The organism is Cytobacillus oceanisediminis (genome assembly GCF_022811925.1).
GTDB lineage: Bacteria > Bacillota > Bacilli > Bacillales > Cytobacillaceae > Cytobacillus > Cytobacillus oceanisediminis_D.
Genome location: NZ_CP065511.1, coordinates 3,263,330 through 3,286,019 on the forward strand (window position 1 = coordinate 3,263,330; position 22,690 = coordinate 3,286,019).

A 22,690-nucleotide genomic window follows, 5' to 3' on the forward strand; every position below is an offset into this window, starting at 1 on the left:
TAAAGAAGCACTTCAAAATAAGCATTAATTCATAAAACAAGCGTTAATCCTTCTTAACGTTAAATATGATATAAATAAAAAATGCCCAATCCCATATATACCAAGGGTTTGGACACTTTTCTAACCAGGTTTATGAAAGCGTTAATTTGTATTATACGAATTTATCTACCATTATTTTACATACATTGACCATACCCACGGTGACTTATACAGCGACAGATGCTACCGGAAATACAAGCCAATGTATGTTCGACGAGATTTGTCAATTTTCCAGAACCTGCCATAATCAACAATTCTCCTGGTGTTACGGCTGTGTGTACACCAGAATCTGGTTCTTTCTTTCCTTCCGGTACGACAACTGTCACTTGTACCGCAACCGATGCTAATGGAAATACCTGCACTTGTACGTTTAGAGTGACAGTAACTGTTGATCCTTGCCGGTTTTTTAGCAGAAGATGCCGTCGAAGAAGTACTGGCAGCCACAATCACAGCTGAAGTTAAACCTGTAGTATTTTGCTGCAAAACCACCCGTTTTTTTCTGTCATCTCTTTTTCTAATAGAATTTACACGGCTAAATCTAAAAAGTTGTTGGCATAGGAAATAGAAGTCTGGCCTATCTTTTCTATTATTCTCCCTTATTGTAAATCCATTTTTCTTTTAGTCGGTCAAATTCTCCATTGAGCTCCATCTCCTCCATCCAGAGATTGACCCAGTTCTGGAATACCGCATCCCCGCGATGCATAAGGTAGCCTTTCTGGCTCTTCGTGAACGTATTGTCCGTCAGAGCCGCATAAAGCCTGGAATCCTGGCTTGCATAGTAGATGGCCTCAATGCTGTCGGTAATCATCACGTCTACTTTTTCTTCAGCAACCATGTTCGGAATATCCAGATTGTTTTCGATTACGACAACCTTTGCCTCTGTAATGTTGGCATTCACGAATTTTTGGTTGGTTCCCCCTGGGTTTACACCGATGGTGACATCTGGCTGGTCAATCGCTTCCAAGCTTGTATATTTCTCCTTATCTTCCTGTCGGATTAAAGGAGCCTTTCCGTCATTAATATAAGGATGCGTTAAGTGTGCTGTTTTTTGCCGATCGGTATTGCGGCTTATCCCGCCAACCGCTATATCAAACTTATTTTTATGGAGGTCCTCCATTAAGGTTGGCCAGGAAGTTTTAACGAAAGTGATCTTGACCCCAAGGTCTGCTGCCATTAATTTAGCCGCTTCGATATCATAGCCTTCAAACTCTTTTGTTTTCGGATTAAAGTACGTAAATGGCTTATAGTCACCAGTTGTACCTACCCGAATCACACCTTTCTTTAAAATATGGTCGAGCCTTGAGCCAATGACGAATGTATTGGCCTTTTTATCTACATACCCTCCTGCAGCCTCGGCCACCTGTTTCACTGATACATAAGGTTTTTCATTTACAGTAACCGTTCTTAACGTCTTTCCGTTTAACTCAAGCTGTTCGGTTTGGCTGTCGGCAAGCGACAGGCTTGTCCCTCCGGTAATCAATAGTGCAAAAAGAGCAAACACGATGAGTACTTTTTTTTGCAAACTGTTTCCCTCCTATTCAATTGGTTATGTCTATTATCTTTAGGAAGGTACATAAAGTAAATTTGTTTTCTGAATTTTCAATAAAACAGTTCTTATATACGAGGAAAATAGCCCCTATGTTATTTAAACACAATAACGTTCGGCCCTTAGCCAAGTTAATTATGCACCTGGTATTCCGCTAATGGTCCTAAAATGTAAAGAAGCACTTTCCTTGTTACAGAAAAGCGCCTTTTAATGGAGAAAATTAATTTGAAATTGGGGTTATTTAGGTAAACTTTTTGAGCAATTATATAGTAAATTATCACATTACCAATCTAATCGATCTCGAGTAGAAGTAATATGCGCAACATGATGTCGCCCGTGCCAAGCGTAGATCCCAATATTAATACCTAACTTTCCAACACCTGATTCTGGGTGTTGGAAAGTCTTCCCTAGATCATCTGATTTCATAGAACGTAACAGACAAACCCATCTGCTGTGTAAAGCTTCTATTAGTTTTAATGAAATGTCTATTGGTAACTTCGAATCAGGGAGCTCAGCCCATTTCCCTTCTTCATACAGTTTAATGGTGGGATTGTTTTCTGTTAGGGCTAACTTAAAACGAGAGTAGCTATTTAAATGGCTGTCGGCAATATGATGGACCACTTGACGAATGGTCCACCCTTCAGAGCGATAAGCTGTATCTAAATGCTCATCTCTTAAACCCTCCACAGCTTCTGTTAATTGTAATGGAAGTTCTTCAATCTCTATTATCCACTTATCTAATACTTCGGTTGTAGGCTCACCTTCATATTTAAACTTTCCAATCGGATAACGTAAATCCATTCAAACGACTCCTTTCAATACTTACTAAATGGGCATTGTCTATATATGAGTAATAAATAACACCTGTGCAATTCGGTATAGTATTGAACAAAATTACATAACAATCTGCTGTATGGAAGACTCTGTGCTGGTCGTTGGCGACTAAGTGAAGGTGTTACAGTTCACTTTCATGGTTCTTAAAGGTTTTCCCATCATGGTAGTAAAGTTCAGAGCCTAAATTATTATTTCTTTCTCCTTTCAATTGAAGAATAAGTTCTTCACTTTTTGTTTTATTCATTTCTTTATACCAGGTTCCTTGTGGATATAGAACAGCAATCGGACCATGCTTGCATTGACCGTTGCATAATGTTTTTGTTGTGTGAATCTCCCTATGCAGACCTAAATTTTTCAATTCTCCCCTAATGGTTTCCGTTACTTCTTCTGCTCCATTTTTCATGCATGTTTTCCCGTTGCAAATTAATAGATGTTTGCTAACCCCATCCAAGTTCATAAAAATTCCCCTTTTTGCTTCCTTTTTATTTGACCTCTATAACAAATGGATAGCTATTGACTTTACCATCAAATTTAAATTCTCCCCACACTTTGTAGATCCCAGGTTTATCAAATTTTGTATCAAATTGTGTCTTTTCTTCTGATGCAGGGTGCACATGAACAAATTTCTCACCCTTTTCATCTAAAATTACGACATGTCCTAAAGCCCCCAGGTAGGGCTCTGGTGTAATCCCATTTGTATCAAAGTTTAACGTAACATCTTTGTTTATTCCTAGCCCTGAAGTTGTTAATTCAACAGTCTTTCCATTGATTGTTTTTGTTAAATTTGTATCAGTCTTCAGCGAATCTTCCTCATGTTGGCCATGACCTTTCCCCACATGCAGCTTGATCGGACTAATTTGATAGGCAAGGTTTTTTGGTTTAATATCAACAAACGATTTATAAGAGTTTTCAGCCAGGTCGAATTTCAGAGTATATACACCATTTCCTTTTTCCTCAGGATGCAAATGGTAATAATCTTCTAAGTCTGCACTTACAATAATTAGATGCATAATCTTTTCATGTGAAATTTCTAATTCAGGAGAATTTTGATCTTTATCCTTCACATCTATATTTATAAAACCATTTTCATATTTTACGTTTGTGACCACTTCACTTTCGGATTGATCTCCATGATCAGAATGCTCTGATTCCTTGCCATCACTTCCATGGCTAGCATGATTATCGTTATTATGCGCTTGCTCATTAATAGACTTTTCCTTATTACCATTTGCTGACTCATGGCTATCCGTGTGATCGTTACTGCCATCCAAGCTTGCATACACAGTATAGCTTCCAATGACTAACCCGAGATAAACAATGGCTGAAATCGCCCAGGTCAACATGCTTTTTTGTTTCATAAAAACACTCCTCTTTTTAATTGATAAATTATGTTTTTAACTTAATCCTTTGTAATCTGAGTGCGTTTAAAACAACCGAAACTGAACTAAATGCCATTGCTACTCCTGCAAGCCATGGTGCCAGAAAGCCTAGTGCCGCAATTGGAACTCCTAAAGTATTATAAGCAAATGCCCAAAATAGATTTTGCTTGATATTTCGAATAGTCATTTTACTCATAAAGATAGCATCGGCAATACTATTTAAGTCTCCTCTGATTAAGGTGATATCAGCAGCCTCCATTGCTACATCAGTACCAGTACCGATTGCCATGCCAATATCTGCAGTCGCTAACGCTGGTGCATCGTTAATACCGTCGCCAACCATCGCCACTTTCTTTCCGGCTTTTTGAAGCTTTTTAACTTCCTCTGCCTTTCCTTCTGGCAGAACTTCTGCTATTACATGGTCAATTCCGACCTCATTTGCAATTGCTTGAGCTGTCTGCTTGTTATCTCCAGTAATCATCACAACCTCTAGACCCATATTTTTTAACCTTTCAATTGCTTTTTGAGAGGTCTCTTTTATTGTGTCTGCGACTGCAATCACTCCAGCAAATTGATGATCGATTGCGACTAGCATTGCTGTCTTACCTTGCATTTCTAAGTTCTCCATCTTAGGTAATAGGTTTCCAACATCAATGTTATTTCTCTCCATAAGTCGGCGCGTTCCGATAAGCAAGGATTTACTTTCAACTATAGATTCGATTCCAAAGCCAGGAATAGCTTCAAAATGTTCAGAGCTCCCCAGCTCAATACCTTTTTCTTTAATGCCCTCAACAATGGCCTCAGCTAACGGATGTTCAGAATTTCTTTCTGCGGAACCGACTAACTTTAAAAATTCCTTTTCTTCAAATCCATTTGAGAGAATAACATCTGTAAGTGTTGGTTTTCCATTTGTTACAGTTCCAGTTTTATCAAGGATCACTGTATCCAATCGATGAGTCGTTTCAAGATGCTCCCCGCCTTTAAACAAAATTCCATATTCAGCGGCTCGGCCTGACCCTGCCATAATTGACGTAGGAGTAGCTAGGCCCAGTGCACATGGACATGCGATAACTAACACGGCAATTAATTTTTCAAGAGCTACTGCAAACTCTCCGGGACTTACAACAAAGTACCAAACCAGAAATGTCACAATAGCGATCCCAACGACAATTGGGACAAAAATTCCTGAGATAACATCGGCTAAACGTTGGATTGGTGCTTTTGATCCTTGAGCTTCTTCGACTACTTTGATGATTTGAGCTAAGGCAGTATCTTTTCCTACCTTTGTTGCTTTTACCTTTAAAAATCCGTTCTTGTTAATGGTTGATCCTATGACTAAATCTCCAACTGTTTTATCGACTGGAATACTTTCACCTGTAATCATTGACTCATCAAGAGCAGATCTTCCTTCAAAAATCACTCCATCTACAGGTACCTTTTCACCTGGTTTCACATATACGATATCACCAGCGATTACCTCTTCAATTGGTAATTTCAATTCTTTCCCTTCTCTTAATACTGTGGCTGTTTTCGCCTGTAAGCCCATAAGCTTTTTAATAGCTTCAGATGAACGTCCCTTTGCTTTTGCTTCAAACAGTTTACCTAATATAATAAGAGTAATTAACACTGCACTTGTTTCAAAGTACAATTCCACCATATGTGCTTCAGAGCCTATTGATAAAATACTCAAGTAGATACTGTAGAAATAAGCTGCAGAGGTGCCAAGCGCAACCAAAACATCCATGTTTGCACTTTTATTCCTTAATGCTTTATAAGCACCTACGTAAAATTGACCGCCGACTAAAAATTGAACTGGAGTCGCAAGCGCGAGTTGAACCCAAGGATTCATGAACATTTCTGGCAGCCAAATGAAAGAAGTAAATTCAAAATGACTGACCATCGCCCAAAGTAAAGGGATGGATAAAATAGCGGAGAAAATAAATTTTCCTTTTTGCTTTTTAATTTCTTTTTGTCTATGATCCACTTTTTCGCCTTTAGATTCTTGCTTTTGTTCCAAGCGATAACCCAATTTTTCAATGGCCTCCTTCATATCTGAGACCGAAACTTCATCAGGATTGTATTCTACAAGGCCTGATTCTAAGGCGAAGTTTACAGTTGCGGTTTGGACACCATTTAACTTATTCAAACGTTTTTCAATTTTATTAGCACACGCTGCACACGTCATGCCACTTATATCAAATTCAGCTTTCTCACTCATTACTTTATATCCTAAAGACTGCACTTTTTCTTTCAATTGATTTACATTTGCTTTAGACGGATCAAATGTTACTTTTGATTTTTCTAATGCGAAATTTACGCTCGCATCCTCTACACCATCTACTTTTTTGAGACCTTTTTCTATTCTCACTGCACAAGCAGCACACGTCATGCCAGCTATTTGAAGTGTTGTTTCTCTTTTATCGCTCATTATTTTACACTCCTATCACCACATACTATAGTTGGGTATATTTTGAGGGGAATAAAACGTGCTGGGCGTGACAGCACGTTTTTTCAACTCCTTAGTGACAGCTTTGATCTTTAGCCGATTTACTCAATGCTACATCATAACCTTGATCTTCTATAACGTCAGTGATTTCCTCTAAGGCAATCATCTTTGAATCAAATAATACATCTACTTTTTCATCATTTAAGTAAACCTTTACAACATGAACACCATTTAATTTTCCTACGTTTCCTTCAATGGAATTCACACAATGCCCACACGACATTCCTTTAACAATTAATATTACATTCTCCATTCTATACTCTCCTTTTTCTAATTTTATTACTATACCTAGGTATGGTATATTTAATGTGTAAAGAAATCGTGCTTTATTTACACATTCTTTACTCAATTTTATTGAACATCATAACCTTGATCGTCAATTATTTCTTTGATTTTATCAAGAGTAACTTCATTTGGGTTAAATTCCACATTTACAGTTCCTGAATCCAAGTTTACTTTAACATTGGTAACTCCGGCTAATTCGCCTACACTACCTTCAATTGAATTAATACAATGGCCACATGACATACCTTTTACGTTTAGAGTCATTTTTTCCATATCGTATCGTCCCCTTTTACTTTTTCATTAATTTTTGAATGGTTACCATTACCTCATCCAAGATCTCCGTATCTCCTTCTTCAATTTTCTCTAGAACACATGTCTTCATATGCCCTTCAAGTAAAATTCGAGCAACACTATTTAAAGCAGATTGAGTTGCAGATATTTGAGTAATAACATCATCACAGTACGTATCTTTTTCAATTAACCCTTTTATTCCTCGAATTTGCCCTTCAATTCGATTTAATCTTGTTGTTAAGTTATTCTTTACTTTATCTGAGTGGTGGCTTTTTCTTTCACCGTCTGATGAGCAGCATTGATCGATTTCAACAATTTCATCAAGATTTTCTGAATTCATCGACATTGCCTCACCTCCTTAATCACATAATACTATACCCCTCCATAGTATGTGAAGGGTTTTTTTATAAAAAGTTTAAAATAGGTATTTGACATAGAATTTTATTTGGGATAAAAGGATTAAATGAAAATGTTAAAACCCGATGAGTAGATATATACAATCTGATAAATCTCACCCTTATAGATCACTTTGTCTCCTATATTAATAAAAATCACCTCAAGTTTTTCTTTTGACATAAGTTAGAAAGCGATGTAAATTTATATCATAATATATTCAAATAATCAGATATACTATTTCATGAATATTATAAAGAGAAAGGGTTCGCTATGCAACGTAAATGGTTTTTTATAGGGAGATACAGTGGCTATTCTTTACAAAGTTTTCAAAAGGACCTTCTGTCTGGTTTAGTGGTTGGTGTCATTGCGATTCCTTTAGGTATGGCGTTTGCCATAGCTTCTGGAGTTAATCCTGAATATGGAATTTATACGACAATCATTGCGGGTATACTAATTTCATTGTTCGGTGGGTCAAAATTTCAAATCGGTGGACCAACTGGTGCATTTATCCCTATTTTGTTTGGAATTGTCATGACATATGGATATGAAAACCTATTAATTGCAGGGTTCATTGCAGGAGTTATATTATGTTTTATGGGGATTTTTCGTGTTGGATCTTTGATTAAATTTATTCCAAGGCCTGTAACGATTGGATTTACATCGGGGATTGCTGTTATCATTTTTATCGGTCAACTTGCTAATTTTTTGGGACTTACAGGTGTAGAGAAGCATGAATCATTTCTTAGAAATATAAGAGAAATCATCCTTCATTTTCATACTATTAATGTTTATAGTGTTTTAACAGCTGGATTATGTTTGATTACTGTCATACTTACTCCTAAATTTATGTCGAAGATTCCGGGATCTCTTATAGGGTTACTGGTTTCTACCCTTGCAGCGATGTTCTTATATCCTAATCAAGTAGCAACAATTGGCTCAACATTCGGGGATATTCCAAGTTCGATACCCCGGTTTGGGTTCCCAGAGATTACTTTTGAAAAAATTCAACTGTTAATTGGACCTGCTTTTATTATTGCTTTACTTGGAGGCATCGAATCTTTATTATCTGCAGTAGTGGCCGATGGTATGACAAAAAGTAAGCATCATAGTAATCGAGAACTATTAGGCCAAGGAATTGCGAATATGATTACTCCGTTATTTGGGGGAATACCAGCAACCGGCGCAATAGCCAGAACTGCCACAAATATTAAAAATGGAGCGATTTCTCCTCTTTCTGGGATGATTCATGGAATTGTGGTTTTGTTAATCTTAGTTCTCTTTGCACCATATGCTTCAAATATCCCTTTAGCCAGTATGGCCCCTATTCTAATGGTCGTTGCTTGGAACATGAGTGAGAGAAAAGAATTTTATCATGTACTGAAGACCAAAACGGAAGATTCACTTGTTTTAGTTGTAACATTTTTATTAACAATTTTTGTGAACCTTACGATTGCTGTTGAAGTAGGTCTTATATTAGCCATCGTTCTATTTACAAAACGAATGAGTGATATGTTAGTAACATCAAAGTCACTACCTAATCCCAAAAACAAACATGAAAAAATACAAACTCACATGGTGACAGATACTCATGACTGTCCTCAAATTAGTATTTATAATGTAGAAGGCCCTCTATTTTTTGGGGCTGCTCAAGCGTTTGAGCAATCGATTATGAATACAATCAATAATAATCCAAGAGTTATACTATTAAGAATGGGAAAAGTTCCTTTTGTGGATACAACGGGGGAATTTTATTTTTCAGGAATCGTAAAGGATTTGACAAAGCATGGGGTTATATTGATATCTGGATTAAAACCTCAACCTAAAAGTGTGTTAATAAAGACAGGTATATATGATTTTATTGGAGAAGAACATTTCTTTGAACATACTGGTGATGCGATAAATTTTGCACTTAAACACTTAAATAAAGAACAGTGTTTTGGCTGCAAACATTTTGCATTTAGAGAGTGTGCAGTATTATCTTGTCAAAAAAGTGATATCGGACAAATAAGAAAAGTAGCAGATACATCTTAATTAATGATTTGAAAGTGAGGACAAGTAATTGAACCTTGAAATACAGCAATTCAAAGCGGAATTCTTTAAAGCTCTTGCCCATCCATTAAGGATAAGGATACTCGAATTATTAGCGGATGGGGATAAGAATGTAAATGAAATTCAAAGTCTTGTAGGAAGTGAAGGATCTGCCGTTTCCCAGCAATTAACAGTTTTAAGGGCTAAAAATATTGTCACGGGAACGAAAAATGGCAATCGGGTGATCTATTCCTTAAGAGATCCGATGATTATTGAATTACTTCATGTTGCACGTCAAATTTTCAACAATCACCTTGTCGATACGATAGAAATGTTAGATAAGTTTAATGATGTAAATGATAATTCTGAACAGCTTTAGTCAATGATTTTGGAAAAAATATATGAAATCAGGTGAATAAAATGTTAATGGGTTTAATAATTGTTGGGGTTTTAATTGTTTTGATTGTGTTATTCTTAAGTGTTATAACAACTGCCAAAGCCTATAACTATAAGCATACAGTGGACCCCTTATAAACCAATCCAAATTTAGGCGAAGATGGCTGGGCAAAAAATAGTGACAAAAATACTTAGATGAATGGACCTTTTCAAAGGGCCCTTTTTCATTTTGTTATATAACCAATTTACTTTTTTTGTGATTTACAATGTCGTAATTGGTATTCTTACGAGATTGCAAAATGTTAATTGATATTAATTCTTATAAATTAGAATTAACAATATCGAATGGAGGAAATTCAATTATGTCTAAACTGCCAAATTGCCCAAAATGTAAATCAGAATATACTTATGAAGATAGAAGTCTATTTGTCTGCCCTGAATGTGCTAATGAGTGGGCATTAGACTTAGAAACCGAAAATAGTGAAAATCAAAAGATGATCAAAGATGCAAACGGAAATGTTTTAAACGATGGTGATACTGTAACTGTAATCAAAGACCTTAAAGTAAAAGGAAGTTCATCTGTCTTAAAAATAGGTACAAAAGTTAAAAATATACGTTTAGTTGAGGGAGATCATGATATAGAATGTAAAATTGATGGTTTTGGAGCGATGAAATTAAAATCTGAGTTTGTTAAAAAGGTTTAATTGTGGTCTAAAGTTATCGGAGGGAGGCATAAAGAATTTGATTGGAGCAGCCTCATCGTTTCTCTATGCGAGTCACGGATAACCATTTACAACGTTAAGGAAATTCCAAAATAAAAAGCCCTATTCTCTTAAAATGAGAATGGGGCTTTTATCGACACTGAAAAAAGATAGAAATATTGTAGCGTTTATGGTCATTAAAGCTAACTCTATAAGGCACACAGCCCTGGCATAATGTCATAATGAAAGTAAGTTGTACTCTAGAAAATCCAAAGGAATGTCTCAATTTTGAAGACATTCCTTTTTCTAACTAGAAATATTTAGTTCCCCTTCTTAAATAAAAGCGCCCGACTGTTGAACAATGAAATATGCGAAAGATCGCTCTGCAAATACGTTCTAATTTATTTGACTAACACACCCGTTTAGCCTCCATAAAGCAGGAAAATCACCCGCTTTACCATAGAGAATGAAAAGGGCTTCACACCGTCAATACTGCTTCTACGGCTGGGCGAAGAAGGTCGCTGCATTATGGTGCTTTAGGACCAATCAACGCCACCCCAAGAGGATTGCAACTTTCGCAAAAGAACAATTTGGCCGAGATGATACGTATCGTGCATCATGATATTGCTGAGTAAACGCTCAATAGAGTACCTGTTAACTGCATACGGAACTTTTAACTTTTCATCGTCAAGGTCCGCAATGACCGTTTTTAATTTATTCATGACTTCATTAAGGCGCTGCACTGTCTGGGCCCACCCAATTTCGTCTTCTGGATCCCCCGGATTTCCAAAGGTTTCTTCATTGTCTTCTGCTTTATGCGGATTCTCTGTGCCCTTAATTCGATGGATTACGTCTTCATTCCAAAATATCAAGTGGTTGACAATCTGCCAAATCGAATTGCTGATTCCCGAACTTGTCCATGCTGCCTCAGCTGCGATGACTCCATGAAGCGCCTGATCCATGGATGCAAACCAATCATTCTCATGGCAATGCATGTCGAGTTGTTCTAAAAACATTTTGGTTACAACTTGCATACAACCAATCTTCCTCACTGTATAGTGTAATCTTTCAAAGTTCTAATTCTATCTAACATGGCAGGGTAATCTGAAATTTGAGGGTGACGATAACAATAACCCTCAATCAATTTCGAAAAAAGCCATTCATACGCATAAAACAACCGTCATTATCGACAGTCGGCCATATAATGAAATACTCCATTCTTTTATTTTGAGAATACATCAAAACCATGATCACTATGACTTATTCGGCTCATCCTGCTTTTATTCCTTCATCATGACAAATAATAAAAACACCCTTCTTCAGAAAAAGAGAATTTAATTTTGTTCCTAATCAATTTTAATAATGAAAAGTCCTTTTTAATAAACCTGCCCCTTGAGTACATTCCTTCGTAAAGAAGAAAGCCGATTATCCTACTTAGAAAAAGGAAAATCGGCTATTTCTTTAATTAAAATAAGCCTGTTTGTAAAAACTTGATAATCGTCTTGGCGAGCCTGGCCGGTGGCAGCCTTTTTGATAATCTGTGCATTGTGAACAGCCCATTTCTTGGCCATGCAAATCAGTCATCTTCAAATAATTTTTCTCCTCGATGGAGGCGCATTGCAATTTGTGCTGTATGTGGCATTTCTCTAGCAGTTGGGGCATGGCCTGCCAGATAACGTGTTAATGCGAGGATCAATGTTTCCTGTGCATATCCAGCAAACTCGGAATCCTCTTTTTCCCAATGATCATGTTCGATCATTGCTGCTTCATACATTTGAAATGAATGAAACTCTGCATCTTCTCTTAGTAAAGCATGCCCGAGCGTATTGAAGAGTTCACTTTTATCACCGCCGCGTGCCAGGTAATTCACTACCCATCTTGCTGATTCTGCAACCTGTTGTTGTTGATTCATCATCTCCAATAATTCTGAAGGATTCTGCGGTTCAGTTTCCACATCCTTTGGTTCCGGTCTTCTTGCAGACGGTGTATTGAGAAAACGATCAAGATACACACTCATTGCTCCATGGAAAACAGCTCGGGTCAATTCAGGTGTAGTAGTGCGGCGTAACGATTCATGTACCGCATGTGCGTGAGTAAAAGTATGAAGTACAGTAATCCAATCCCTGAAATCATTTTGTACATGGAAACGGGAAATTCGATCAGCAGCCGCTAAAGCTACGAGCTGGGCCAAACGGGAAGGGGTGACTCCGATTTTAAGTGCATCCAACATCGTATTTACAGTTTTTATAGGGTCATCTGATAAAATTTGTTCAACCAATACTGTCCCATCGATATCAGCGCCGCCTCGTGATGAGACATTAGCAAGGATATCAGGTAATTTTGGAAACGCCTCCATTAATGGTTTGACCAAGTTCACAGGAGATTGCCAGCTATGGGATTCTTCACTGCGGGATACATCTCCGATACCAGGTAACAAGGATGACAATACATATGGTCGATACTCAAAACCAATCTGATTTAAAATCTCGAATGCTTTATTATGAAAATCAAGAGTATGACCTGTATTTACATAAAAATGATCCGTGACCGCTGTCATCATCATGTCAGCAAGCTGCTCGTTCGAGAGTCCCAATTCTACCGCGGTCAATAGTACCCGCTCAGCTCCCTGTGAATCCCGCACCTCCACACAACGACGATACCATTCTGATAATTGTTCGAATGATTTGGTATTCTTTTCATTTGATACAGGAAGGGACCCAAGTAAAAAGCGTGTTCCCATTCCGGAACTTTCCCGTGCAACATGAACCAGGCCTTGGAACAGTGCTAAAACCTGACCAGTTTTATCCAATTTAGGCAATATATTTGCCATGGCTGTTAAAATCGTTAATCCCGATCCCCACCCGCTCCTCCGATGTGTTGTCCCGAAGTCGACGCCGATCTTTGCAATCTCTGTCGCTGGATAACCCGCCTCCATCAATCCGACAACCGATTTGGCGATGACAAGACTAATATTTTGCTCAAGTCCGTCACGTAATCGCTGCATCAACTTTTCGATTGTCACCTTATTAAATGGAACCGGGTGAACCCAAACCTCATCTTCCTTAATCTCGACAGGATAAGTAGGGACATCATCTGCCCATGGATCCAAGGTTCCACCGCTTTTTATATCAAAGCGAGCATGATGCCAGTGACAAGTCAAAATCCCATCACATAGGCTTCCTGTATGGAGGGGAAAGCCCATATGCGGACAACGGTTATCCACCGCATAGACTTGTTTTTCGTAAACAAATACTGCAATTGCATGACTTCCACCTTTAATTACCTTTGCACCTTCATCTTCAAGCGTTTTTAATGAACCCGCATAAATCAATTCTGACAATGGTATCACTCCCAAAAATGAAATTTCAATGGACCCTCTAGATAAGGATAGAGGGCATACAAAAATTGTTATCTACAACTTTATATTATTGATGGAATACAGTAATCCTTCATAAGTGTGGACTTTTCTCATCCAAAAGGCTGATAAATAGACCCTAAAATTTTCTTGCTTATCAACCTGAAGAACGGATGGAGTCCCTTACCGATGAAGGAATAAATTGTTGAATTTGTTCTTCCCATAACGATTTTGACTGATAACCTATTAACATAATAATTTTAAATAGTAAAAACCTTTTTAAAGCCATACTCTCCAATTTGAATTTTTTCCACAGAGAAATAGGGCTTAGGTGAAGGCAAATAAGCGTTAATCCTTCTTAACGTTAAATATGATATAATTAAAAAAATGCCCATTCCCATGTATACCAAGGGTTTGAGCAATTTTTTTAAATGCGTTAAATTGTATTATACGAATACATGTTCCTTTATCGTTAGAACCTAGCCTGGCATTTAAGCCAGGCTTTCTAAATGTTTAGTATGTGAACGCTGACAAAAAATTCTGCCTTTTCATTCTTAGCAACATTCTTCCCTCGGAGAAACGATATCTTCTCTTCAAGTTAGGAAGAAAATATCTGGTTCCCTTCTAGTAACTGTATTAGCTTCCTCGATTGTTGAAGATCATTGCAACACTTTTATTCAACAAAAGCACCCTTTACTTTAAGTACATTACTTCACAATCTTTCTTTAGGATATTTATTTAACTATGCTGGTCATTAAAATTTCTTTTATCTGATCAATACTATGAACAATGTAAGTAGGATTAAACTCACTTAATTCTTCAAAGGATCCGTATCCATACGTTACTCCAATGGAATCAATCCCAACATTATTTGCACCAATAATATCGTGCTTACGATCTCCCATCATAATAAAGTTATCAAGCGTATAATTTTTGTGCTTATCAAGTATGTATTGAATAATTTCAGTTTTAGATGTTCTTGTGCCATCAAGATTACTTCCAACAACGAGATCGAAATAGTGGTCAATATTAAAATATTTAAGAATCTGTTCTGAAAATACCGTGGGTTTTGAAGTTGCAACGGTTAAGGTATATTGTTGTTCCTTTAATGATTTTAAAAATGGTGAAAGATTGGAATATAACTCATTCTCGAACATACCCCTTTGCTTAAATCGTTCCCTATAAAAATCAATAGCTTTTTGTGATTTCTCCTCATTAAAACCGTAGTATTCAGAAAATGAAACCTGAAGTGGTGGTCCAATAAAACATTCAAGTTTATCAAGATTAGTTTCAATAATGCCCAATTTTTCTAATGCATATTGAACAGATTTAGTAATACCGACCTTCGGATCCGAAAGTGTGCCGTCTAAATCAAATAAAATTATTTTGTATTCACCCATAGAAAAATACCTCCCGAATCATTAAAAGCAACCCAATTTTATCATAAAAAATTTAGAATAATTCAAAAAAAATAAACATACTAAACTAATCTGTCCCTTTAGTCGAAGAAAAAAAAGCTGCCGACCCACACGGGATCTTCAACTCTTGCACCCTATTGTTTAAGTGAAAATCTTTACAATATTTGTGTGGGAGCATACAAAATTGACGCCTTCTTCCTAAAGAAAAACGCCGTATTGCTGAAGAATTAAAAAATCTTAAAAAGACTTCATAACCCTACTTTAAGGACATATTTACAGATTCAAAAGCATGTATGTAGGTTGTGTCAAATAGAGGAACATCAGAATCCTCCTGCTTTACCAATAATCCAATTTCTGTACAGCCTAGTATAATCCCTTTAGCACCAGATTCGATTAAACCATGGATAACTTTTTTATAATAATCCCTTGATTCTTGATGAATCTTACCCAAACATAACTCTTCGTAAATAACCTTGTTTACAGTCTCTCTTTCATTGTCATTTGGCACAATAACTTGTATACCGTTAAACTCCAAGCGTGATTTATAAAAATCCTGCTCCATTGTGTACCTTGTGCCTAGTAACCCGACAGAATTAATTCCTTTCTCTTTAATTTGGGCTGGTGTTGCATCTGCGATATGTAAAATGGGGATATTAATTTTCGACTGGATATCACCTAAAACTTTGTGCATCGTATTAGTACAAATGATAATAAAGTCAGCCCCTCCCTTTTCCAAAGAACGCGCAGCATTACCTAACACTTCACCGGCCTTTCCCCAGGCGCCTTCTGATTGGTAACGTTCAATTTCATGAAAATCGACACTATATAAAAGACATTTCGCTGAATGTAATCCCCCTAATCTTCTTTTAACCTCTTCATTGATAATCCGATAATATTCAACAGAAGATTCCCAACTCATTCCGCCAATAAGACCAATAACCTTCATTTTATCCTCTCCATTATCCGTTTTTCTCTTCATGATTAGCTTCGATTAACCTACAAACAATTCTTTTTTTATTCAACTAAATGGCCCATGAGTTTAAGTACATTTATTTACAAAGCAGTCCTTTTTACACTTCCTTTTATTACAGGAATGCTCTGGGCAATTACCTCGACCAAAAAGGGCCTTATCAATTAGAAAAAAGTAAAATTAAATTTTCATTAAATATGCCAATTTACTTTTACGAATATTATTTTGATTTTTTATTTTTCTCCCGATATTTCTTTACTTTGGCTATTGTTCCACATGCTCTTCCAGATGAACTGTTCTTTTTCATACTGCACCATTTTTTTGTACTGCTTTTGGATCTATCGTAGAACGCCCATTTACAATCTGGACAAATCTTATATCGGTGAAAATTTCCTTCTTCTACCTTCCGTAAAATTAGAATAAGTATATGGTCAATTATGCTATTTTGATTTGTGTGAAAATCCAACCTATATCTTCCATTATCTACCATCATCTGAATATTAATATTCCTTTTTATTATCCATTGATTAATTACTTTTAAAGAGCTGTTTGACACAACTTTTCTGAGGTCATTCCTAAATAAAATAACATCTGTTAAATTATCTGTGTTTTCCTGTGCAAAATAAGTCTTCAAATCTTCTTGAGTAGTCAAGTGCTCCCTAGGAATTCGACTGTCGTTAGGTAATTCCCAAGTGTTAAGGAACATGATAATTTCATCTTTTTCTTTAGATTTGCCCATTGTAACCACCTATCGTTTTTGAGAGTTGCACTTTTGGTTATTATAGCATAGAATAACCGTAACCATTGTACCGTTTTGATGGTTACAAAAAAAGGGGGAGGATTATGAATTTATCAACTAAGGTTACTTTAACATCCGGATTTTTTTTAAATTTTGCCGGATTTGCCGTGTTTTCATTTCTTGCAGTTTATTTGTCTAATACTCTTGAATTATCGGGTTGGGAAACAGGGACAATATTATCTTTGCTTACATTGTCTTCGCGAGTATTGCCTCTTTTTACTGGCGGTATGGGTGATAAGTATGGATACAAAAGAATAATGGGGATTGGTCTTTTGCTAAGAGGAGTAGGATTTGTTACCTTGGCCTTTTCACATTCTTTTAGTTATGTTTCAGTAGCTGTTTTACTAATAGGAATTGGGGCAGCATGCTACGAGCCATCAGCTTTAGCATTTTTTTCTCAGGAAAATAACCCTGAATTAAGAAAGAAGACCTTTATTTATTTGAATTTGGCTTTAAATGGAGGAGCAATAATAGGTCCGCTGCTCGGTGGTATTTTATTGGTCACTAACCCCCGTTTTCCGTTCTTACTTAGTGCATCTATTTTTTTTATTTTATACATTGTTCAACTTATAATATTACCCAAGAAAGAAAACACTCAAGGCTCTGATTCAAATTCTATATTAGCTGGGGTTCCCCATATACTTAAAAACAAAAGATTTCTCTTATTTTGTTTTTCTATGATATTCTTTTGGTTTATGTTTGCTCAACTAACTGTAGCTTTGCCACTACATATGTTTGCGATTTCGAATAATGAAAATCTCGTTAGTCTTGTTATCACGATCAATGCTCTTACAGGACTCATTTTTATGATTATCTTTAAAAAACTGTATATTAAATCAAGTGCAATATTTTTATTAGTAGTAGGGACCTTAACAATGGCTTTATCTTTATTATTTATTAGCTTTTTTCCAAGCCCTCTGTGGCTTATTTTATGTATCATTGGTTTCACAGTAGGCGAAACCCTCGTTCTTCCGTCCTCTGATATTGCAATAGCAGATTTTGTTGATGATCAATACAATGGGATCTATTACGGATTTTCCGATCTTTCTTTTGCCGTGGGTGCAACTTTAGGAAATTTTACAGGAACTTTATTATTAGATATCTATCAACCCAATTCTTTTGTCCCGTGGGTCATCTTTTCAGGTATTGGTTTTTTAGGTTTTTTTCTTATACGAACACTGTTACTTCTACAAAGGGACCATGAAGCATTATTCCAAAACTATTAGAGCCTTAGTACTTAAAAGCTTCTTTTAACCTCCACAAAAATAGGCGTTGATCCTTAATGGATCAACGCATCCTAAAGTTGTATTTTCAAAGTTAATTTTTTCCTTCCTAACATTGAGAATATCACCTAACACACTAATGTCTCTCATAAAAGCTTTCCTTAGTTTAATCCTTGGGTTAATTACCTACAGTTAGTTCTGACCGCAAGAAAAAACCGCTTCAACGATAATCGTTCCAGTCAGCAGTTTCCCAAGGTTCATTCCAAGTCCAGTAATCATTGGAGAAATTGCAATCCTCAAGACATGCTTCGCCATAATGGTTTTTTCTTTTATTCCTCGCGTTCGTGCAAATAATACATATGGCTCTTGCAAATTTCCAAGTACGCTAGCACGCAGGAGTCTTGTATACATTGCAATTAAGGGAAGAGCCAACGTTACGGAAGGCAGAACAAGATGCCGCCATGTCCCAATTCCCTCAACTGGGAAGAGGTCAAGTTTAATAGAAAAGAAAAAAATGAATATGTAACCTAGCCAAAAAGAGGGGATGGATGCCCCTAAAAACGAAAGAAAACGGCTAAAATGGTCAATTAAACTATTTTTCTTCACTCCAGCAAGAAAGCCTAGAAGGACACTTACGAACACCGCTATTAATATAAAGTCTTTTGACTATTATCTAGAATAAAGATGACACAATGGAGGTTTAAATGTTGTTTGATACTCAAAAAATTAAAGAAATTATTAAACATCGCTATCCTTTTCTTTTAGTGGATAGGATTCTGGAATTAGAAGAGGGAAAAAGAGCAGTTGGTATTAAAAATGTGACAGTAAATGAAAGTTTTTTTAATGGTACTTCCCTAATTATCCGTTATGCCAGGTGCATTAATTGTAGAGGCATTAGCTCAATTAAGTGCAATTGTGATGCTAATAAAAGAAGGAAACCAAGGAAGCTTAGGGCTTTTAGCAGGTATAGATAAATGTCGTTTTAAACAACAAGTTAAACCAGGAGACCAACTCCTTCTTGAGGTTGAAATCACTCGTCTAAAAGGACCAATCGGAAAAGGGAGAGGTATAGCTACTGTTGATGGAGAATTAGTTTGTGAGACAGAACTGATATTTGCATTTTGGGATTAATATACTGATTGAATTTTAAAATAGTGAATCTTGGTTGTTCAAGAAACGGGCGTTGGTAGACTTGAGACAGATGGAAATGGAAAATCTGGTGTGCTTGTTGCCACAATAATCATATCTACATCTTCGACTGTTTTATTATATCTTTGCATTAAATCTTTTACTGCAGAGACACACAAGTCACTGGTAAATTCATCGGGTCGGGTTATTCTGCGTTCGTGAATTCCGGTTCTTTGAATAATCCACTCATTATTTGTATCAACCAATTGCTCAAAGTCAAAATTTGTTAATCTTCTTTCGGGTACATATGTCCCTATAGCTGTTACTCTTGCTCCTATCATTCACTCCACCTCTATTAATTATATGTTAGTATTAATACCTGGTACTAATTATAACCATAATTATCATTTTCAAGAAAAAGAAGGCTTTTTATAAATTATGCCTTCAGTCCTTTGATTAAGTTTAATATTCACATTCCAACAAAAATACCTCTTTAATCTTTAAATTCAATCCTAAATAGTCTGGCTCTTAACCTAAAGAAAGAGCACAATTCTAGCTGTAGAATTGCGCTCTTTCTTGAAGATTTCTTATGTACTTTGTCTTGGTTGGACACATCCATTACATTAACCATTCTTTCAATGACTATGTAAGAGTTGAATCTAGTTTGCTATAAATGGCGTTTGACGTATGTATTTAGAATTTGAAATTTCATTAATTAAAAAATCTGCGATATTACGATTGGTAATTGTTAGTCCCGGCATATCAAATAAACTTTCTTTTATGCTTTTATTAATATCTTTTTCGTATATAAATGGTAACCGAACAAGTGTCCAATCTCTCCTGCTTTCATGGAGAATAGTAAGCTCTTTTTTCTTATCCTTAATCATCTTAGAATACATAATTCGAAAGAAAATGGCACCCAACTTATTTACGAAGGACTTTTTATCTCCATTTACATCCAAAGAACCTCCTGATACTCCGATATACCTTTTTATTCCGATATCTTCCATAATAGTTATTATCAGTTTTGTAACTTCACTGTATAAAGGTGTGGCTCTATTAGGTTGTCCAAAAGTATTAACAACCGCGTCACATCCTTCAAGTAAAGAACGAATTGAATATGGATTTTGAGCATCTCCTATAATGAGCTCTATGTTTGGGCCGGTTATTGAAACTTTTTCTGGACTTCGGACGAGCATACGAACTGTATAACCTTTTTTAATTGCCGTTTCTGCTAAAAACTTACCTGCTTTTCCAGTGCCTACTATAATGGCTATAGTTCTTTTCATCTAGAGTTAGTCTCCTATTCTGAATTTCCTTTTATCACCATTTTATCACGAGAAGATAAAAAAAGTCATACCAATAACACCCCTTGGTGCTCAGGGGATTTGTGTTGTTTAAATTTATCATTCTGCAGAACATTGATCCATTAATGTTTTTTCGTTTTCTGATGAAGCCTGTCAGCTGCATAAAAAAGTTGGGTTTAACGCAATCTTTCTTGAACTACCGAGCCCTTTAACGGAACAACTTATTGTCACTCAAAAGTTCCTTAATCGATCTTTCAATTCAGATGTACTTTTCTTTTTCACTACAAAAACACCCCTTTAGATAACCATATCCAAAGAGGTAAAACGGTATATCTTTTTTCCAAAGCTACAACAATCACTAAAGCTAAAGAGGGTACTTTTTCTTACTGTCTATTTGACAGGGGTATTATCCAGCCTTTGATGGCTGATTTTTTATTTAATTGCCCTTTTGCCTTACGAATCATTAAAAATTTAAATATTTTTCAAGCACTTGTTTCCACTAATACGACTTAATGAGAAAAGCGTGCATGATTTACACTGATTCCGTTTATGTTTTGGCAACTTGAATGTATAAAAGGCGAGTCTAAGACGCCATCAACAATCTTTATTTCTTACACCGAGTGTGACTGAATCACCTGGACAAATCTTTTTTACGGATTCGCCAACAATTTTTCTTCATTTTCCCCAAGCTTGATCGTGTATTCAGTCGGTATCCATAAGCCTGTATTCTCATTTCTACCTTGAAGAACGTATTTTGGGTTATTTTTGCCCATCCGTTCTGCAGCTGTGTTCGCAAGCTTGCCGATATCACCTGTTTTGAGACGGTTGATAATTAAACCGAGTTTCAAACTTTTAATTGTCAGCATTTCATAATCTGTGCTACTGTCTCCCGCTACGAATATTGGACCGTATCCGCCCCGCGCTTTGGAGATGGCTTGTTCGATCACTTCCACCTTGCCTTCTCGAGCAGTGATCGGCCAATTATCTTCATATTCTGCTCGAATAATTCCGTCTTTCTTTTTTAATCTCATTCCAAAGACATTTTCCTTCGGAAGGTTGTAACCGTATTTTGGATTTGACGAAAATACCTCCACCACTTCTTCCATCGAAGCCGAAATAACATAAACGTCAATTCCATTTTCCATAAAAGTATGCATTAAGTTTGCGATTTCGGTGGCCAGACGCAGTCCTGTAGTATAGGCTACTTGAACAGTACCGGCTTTTCCTGACATGGACTTAGGACTCACAAGCGCTACCGATGCCATTTCCGCCCCCAAATTATAATCATTTGAAGCCTCTGCAAGCTGCTGGACTTCTATTGTAGACATGTTGGCAAATAAATAGAGCACCCATGGATATCCGATTTCAATACCATGTGTTTCCCCAATGGCTTCATACAGAAAGTACATTTTCGCTTTAAAATCTATAAATTGATCAGTTGAATGTAGCGTTTCTAGCCGCTCTTTTCCATTCATTCCTTCATAGTTGGAATAAAGAAATTCGTAATCGCGCTTCAGATCCTCGGCAATTTCCTCGAGTGTGACCGCATCTCCTTGAAGGTTTTTAAACTCGTGTGAAAAGGATCCATTCGGCACATTCTTTTTGATCACTTCATAAAACTCTTCCGGTTGCATGTTAAATGCCAAGTGATCAATTTGATAAAGAAAAAGGGCCTCCTCCGTATCACTCATGATGCTCGTATGATCCCAATCAAAAACAACATAAGGTTTTCGATTGGGATCGTATCCTGGACTTCCAGCACCATACTTATCAATTAGGTTTTGAACAGCCTTATAGGTGTCAGGAGCCCATTTCCCTTTATCCAACACTTGAATATAATGGCCCTCCCTTTTTTGTGGAGTCGAAACTGCTTTTTCGCTTGCCGCAGCTCCTAAGGAAGCAGACAAAATCATGCAAATAACAATCATGCCAAATAAAACTTTTAATTTGGTTCTATTATTCATATTATCCCCCCTAAAAAATGCAAAAGACGCCTGCCCAATAGCTCGTTATTAGCTATTGAAACAGGCGCCATTGCCGATTGATTCATTTATACATCAAAATTATCATAAACTTTCAAAATAGTCAA

General features: G+C 36.5%; 21 protein-coding genes and 3 pseudogenes. 7 read left to right on the top strand and 17 right to left on the bottom strand.

The genetic code is table 11. The features are described 5' to 3' along the window. Positions 1 to 219 precede the first annotated feature (219 nt). The gene (locus IRB79_RS28225; protein WP_431833390.1) at positions 220 to 495 is read left to right on the top strand and encodes an HYR domain-containing protein; all 276 of its coding nucleotides are present in this window, start codon (positions 220 to 222) and stop codon (positions 493 to 495) included. A 130-nt stretch (positions 496 to 625) separates the two neighbouring features. Here IRB79_RS28225 and IRB79_RS16485 read toward each other — a convergent pair whose 3' ends face one another. From IRB79_RS16485 to IRB79_RS16520, 8 genes are all read right to left on the bottom strand, one after another. Continuing rightward, the gene (locus IRB79_RS16485; protein ID WP_243503515.1) at positions 626 to 1,561 is read right to left on the bottom strand and encodes a transporter substrate-binding domain-containing protein; all 936 of its coding nucleotides are present in this window, start codon (positions 1,559 to 1,561) and stop codon (positions 626 to 628) included. A 306-nt stretch (positions 1,562 to 1,867) separates the two neighbouring features. After that, positions 1,868 to 2,386 (bottom strand): YfiT family bacillithiol transferase, encoded by a 519-nt coding sequence (locus IRB79_RS16490; protein ID WP_243503516.1) that lies wholly within the window; start codon positions 2,384 to 2,386, stop codon positions 1,868 to 1,870. A gap of 154 nt (positions 2,387 to 2,540) precedes the next feature. Next, on the bottom strand, positions 2,541 to 2,876 hold the full coding sequence (locus tag IRB79_RS16495; RefSeq protein ID WP_243503517.1) for a (2Fe-2S) ferredoxin domain-containing protein: 336 nt from the start codon (positions 2,874 to 2,876) through the stop codon (positions 2,541 to 2,543). Between the two features lie 25 nt (positions 2,877 to 2,901). Then, the gene (locus IRB79_RS16500) at positions 2,902 to 3,777 is read right to left on the bottom strand and encodes a hypothetical protein (RefSeq protein WP_243503518.1); all 876 of its coding nucleotides are present in this window, start codon (positions 3,775 to 3,777) and stop codon (positions 2,902 to 2,904) included. A 28-nt stretch (positions 3,778 to 3,805) separates the two neighbouring features. Next, complete coding sequence (locus IRB79_RS16505) at positions 3,806 to 6,226, bottom strand: heavy metal translocating P-type ATPase (protein WP_243503519.1); 2,421 nt, start codon at positions 6,224 to 6,226, stop codon at positions 3,806 to 3,808. A gap of 91 nt (positions 6,227 to 6,317) precedes the next feature. Continuing rightward, positions 6,318 to 6,557 carry a copper chaperone CopZ gene (gene copZ, locus IRB79_RS16510; protein ID WP_243503520.1) on the bottom strand — a complete coding sequence of 80 codons (240 nt, stop codon included), beginning with the start codon at positions 6,555 to 6,557 and terminating at the stop codon, positions 6,318 to 6,320. A 98-nt stretch (positions 6,558 to 6,655) separates the two neighbouring features. Next, a complete protein-coding gene (gene copZ, locus IRB79_RS16515; RefSeq protein ID WP_243503521.1) occupies positions 6,656 to 6,862 on the bottom strand; it encodes a copper chaperone CopZ in 207 nt (68 codons plus the stop codon). Positions 6,863 to 6,878: 16 nt separating this feature from the next. Next, positions 6,879 to 7,220 (bottom strand): metal-sensitive transcriptional regulator, encoded by a 342-nt coding sequence (locus IRB79_RS16520; RefSeq protein WP_243509490.1) that lies wholly within the window; start codon positions 7,218 to 7,220, stop codon positions 6,879 to 6,881. A gap of 326 nt (positions 7,221 to 7,546) precedes the next feature. On the opposite strand from IRB79_RS16520, the gene IRB79_RS16525 reads away from it, so the two are divergent. From IRB79_RS16525 to IRB79_RS16540, 4 genes are all read left to right on the top strand, one after another. Next, entirely contained in the window at positions 7,547 to 9,307 is a 1,761-nt protein-coding gene (locus IRB79_RS16525) for a SulP family inorganic anion transporter (protein ID WP_243503522.1), read from the top strand. Between the two features lie 28 nt (positions 9,308 to 9,335). Beyond that, on the top strand, positions 9,336 to 9,683 hold the full coding sequence (locus IRB79_RS16530) for an ArsR/SmtB family transcription factor (protein ID WP_243503523.1): 348 nt from the start codon (positions 9,336 to 9,338) through the stop codon (positions 9,681 to 9,683). A 47-nt stretch (positions 9,684 to 9,730) separates the two neighbouring features. After that, a complete protein-coding gene (ytzI, locus tag IRB79_RS16535) occupies positions 9,731 to 9,838 on the top strand; it encodes a YtzI protein (RefSeq protein ID WP_243503524.1) in 108 nt (35 codons plus the stop codon). Between the two features lie 224 nt (positions 9,839 to 10,062). Beyond that, positions 10,063 to 10,404 carry a zinc ribbon domain-containing protein YjdM gene (locus tag IRB79_RS16540; RefSeq protein ID WP_243509492.1) on the top strand — a complete coding sequence of 114 codons (342 nt, stop codon included), beginning with the start codon at positions 10,063 to 10,065 and terminating at the stop codon, positions 10,402 to 10,404. A 533-nt stretch (positions 10,405 to 10,937) separates the two neighbouring features. Here IRB79_RS16540 and IRB79_RS16545 read toward each other — a convergent pair. The 5 genes from IRB79_RS16545 to IRB79_RS16565 all read right to left on the bottom strand — a co-directional run bounded on the left by IRB79_RS16545 (position 10,938) and on the right by IRB79_RS16565 (position 16,883). Continuing rightward, positions 10,938 to 11,435 carry a DinB family protein gene (locus tag IRB79_RS16545; RefSeq protein ID WP_243503525.1) on the bottom strand — a complete coding sequence of 166 codons (498 nt, stop codon included), beginning with the start codon at positions 11,433 to 11,435 and terminating at the stop codon, positions 10,938 to 10,940. Positions 11,436 to 11,977: 542 nt separating this feature from the next. Then, positions 11,978 to 13,741 carry a Rieske (2Fe-2S) protein gene (locus tag IRB79_RS16550; RefSeq protein ID WP_243503526.1) on the bottom strand — a complete coding sequence of 588 codons (1,764 nt, stop codon included), beginning with the start codon at positions 13,739 to 13,741 and terminating at the stop codon, positions 11,978 to 11,980. 749 nt (positions 13,742 to 14,490) lie between these two features. Next, entirely contained in the window at positions 14,491 to 15,156 is a 666-nt protein-coding gene (locus IRB79_RS16555) for an HAD family hydrolase (RefSeq protein WP_243503527.1), read from the bottom strand. Positions 15,157 to 15,430: 274 nt separating this feature from the next. Further along, positions 15,431 to 16,120 (bottom strand): aspartate/glutamate racemase family protein, encoded by a 690-nt coding sequence (locus tag IRB79_RS16560; RefSeq protein ID WP_243503528.1) that lies wholly within the window; start codon positions 16,118 to 16,120, stop codon positions 15,431 to 15,433. A gap of 244 nt (positions 16,121 to 16,364) precedes the next feature. Then, positions 16,365 to 16,883 (bottom strand): CGNR zinc finger domain-containing protein, encoded by a 519-nt coding sequence (locus IRB79_RS16565; RefSeq protein ID WP_243503529.1) that lies wholly within the window; start codon positions 16,881 to 16,883, stop codon positions 16,365 to 16,367. Positions 16,884 to 16,987: 104 nt separating this feature from the next. Between IRB79_RS16565 and IRB79_RS16570 the strand changes: the two genes are divergently transcribed. Continuing rightward, on the top strand, positions 16,988 to 18,169 hold the full coding sequence (locus IRB79_RS16570; protein ID WP_243503530.1) for an MDR family MFS transporter: 1,182 nt from the start codon (positions 16,988 to 16,990) through the stop codon (positions 18,167 to 18,169). Between the two features lie 204 nt (positions 18,170 to 18,373). On the opposite strand, the pseudogene IRB79_RS16575 reads toward IRB79_RS16570, so the two are convergent. Next, a pseudogene (locus IRB79_RS16575) lies at positions 18,374 to 18,820 on the bottom strand (ABC transporter permease subunit); the annotation flags it as partial. Between the two features lie 53 nt (positions 18,821 to 18,873). Here IRB79_RS16575 and fabZ point away from each other — a divergent pair. After that, positions 18,874 to 19,297 (top strand): annotated as a pseudogene (fabZ, locus tag IRB79_RS16580) (3-hydroxyacyl-ACP dehydratase FabZ). 59 nt (positions 19,298 to 19,356) lie between these two features. Here the strand turns inward: fabZ and IRB79_RS16585 are convergent. The 3 genes and pseudogenes from IRB79_RS16585 to IRB79_RS16595 all read right to left on the bottom strand — a co-directional run. Then, a pseudogene (locus tag IRB79_RS16585) lies at positions 19,357 to 19,635 on the bottom strand (ketoacyl-ACP synthase III); the annotation flags it as partial. Between the two features lie 318 nt (positions 19,636 to 19,953). Then, the gene (locus tag IRB79_RS16590) at positions 19,954 to 20,583 is read right to left on the bottom strand and encodes an NAD(P)H-binding protein (RefSeq protein WP_243503531.1); all 630 of its coding nucleotides are present in this window, start codon (positions 20,581 to 20,583) and stop codon (positions 19,954 to 19,956) included. A 668-nt stretch (positions 20,584 to 21,251) separates the two neighbouring features. Further along, positions 21,252 to 22,565, bottom strand: a complete 1,314-nt coding sequence (locus IRB79_RS16595) for a haloacid dehalogenase-like hydrolase (RefSeq protein ID WP_243503532.1) — start codon at positions 22,563 to 22,565, stop codon at positions 21,252 to 21,254. Positions 22,566 to 22,690: the final 125 nt, after the last annotated feature.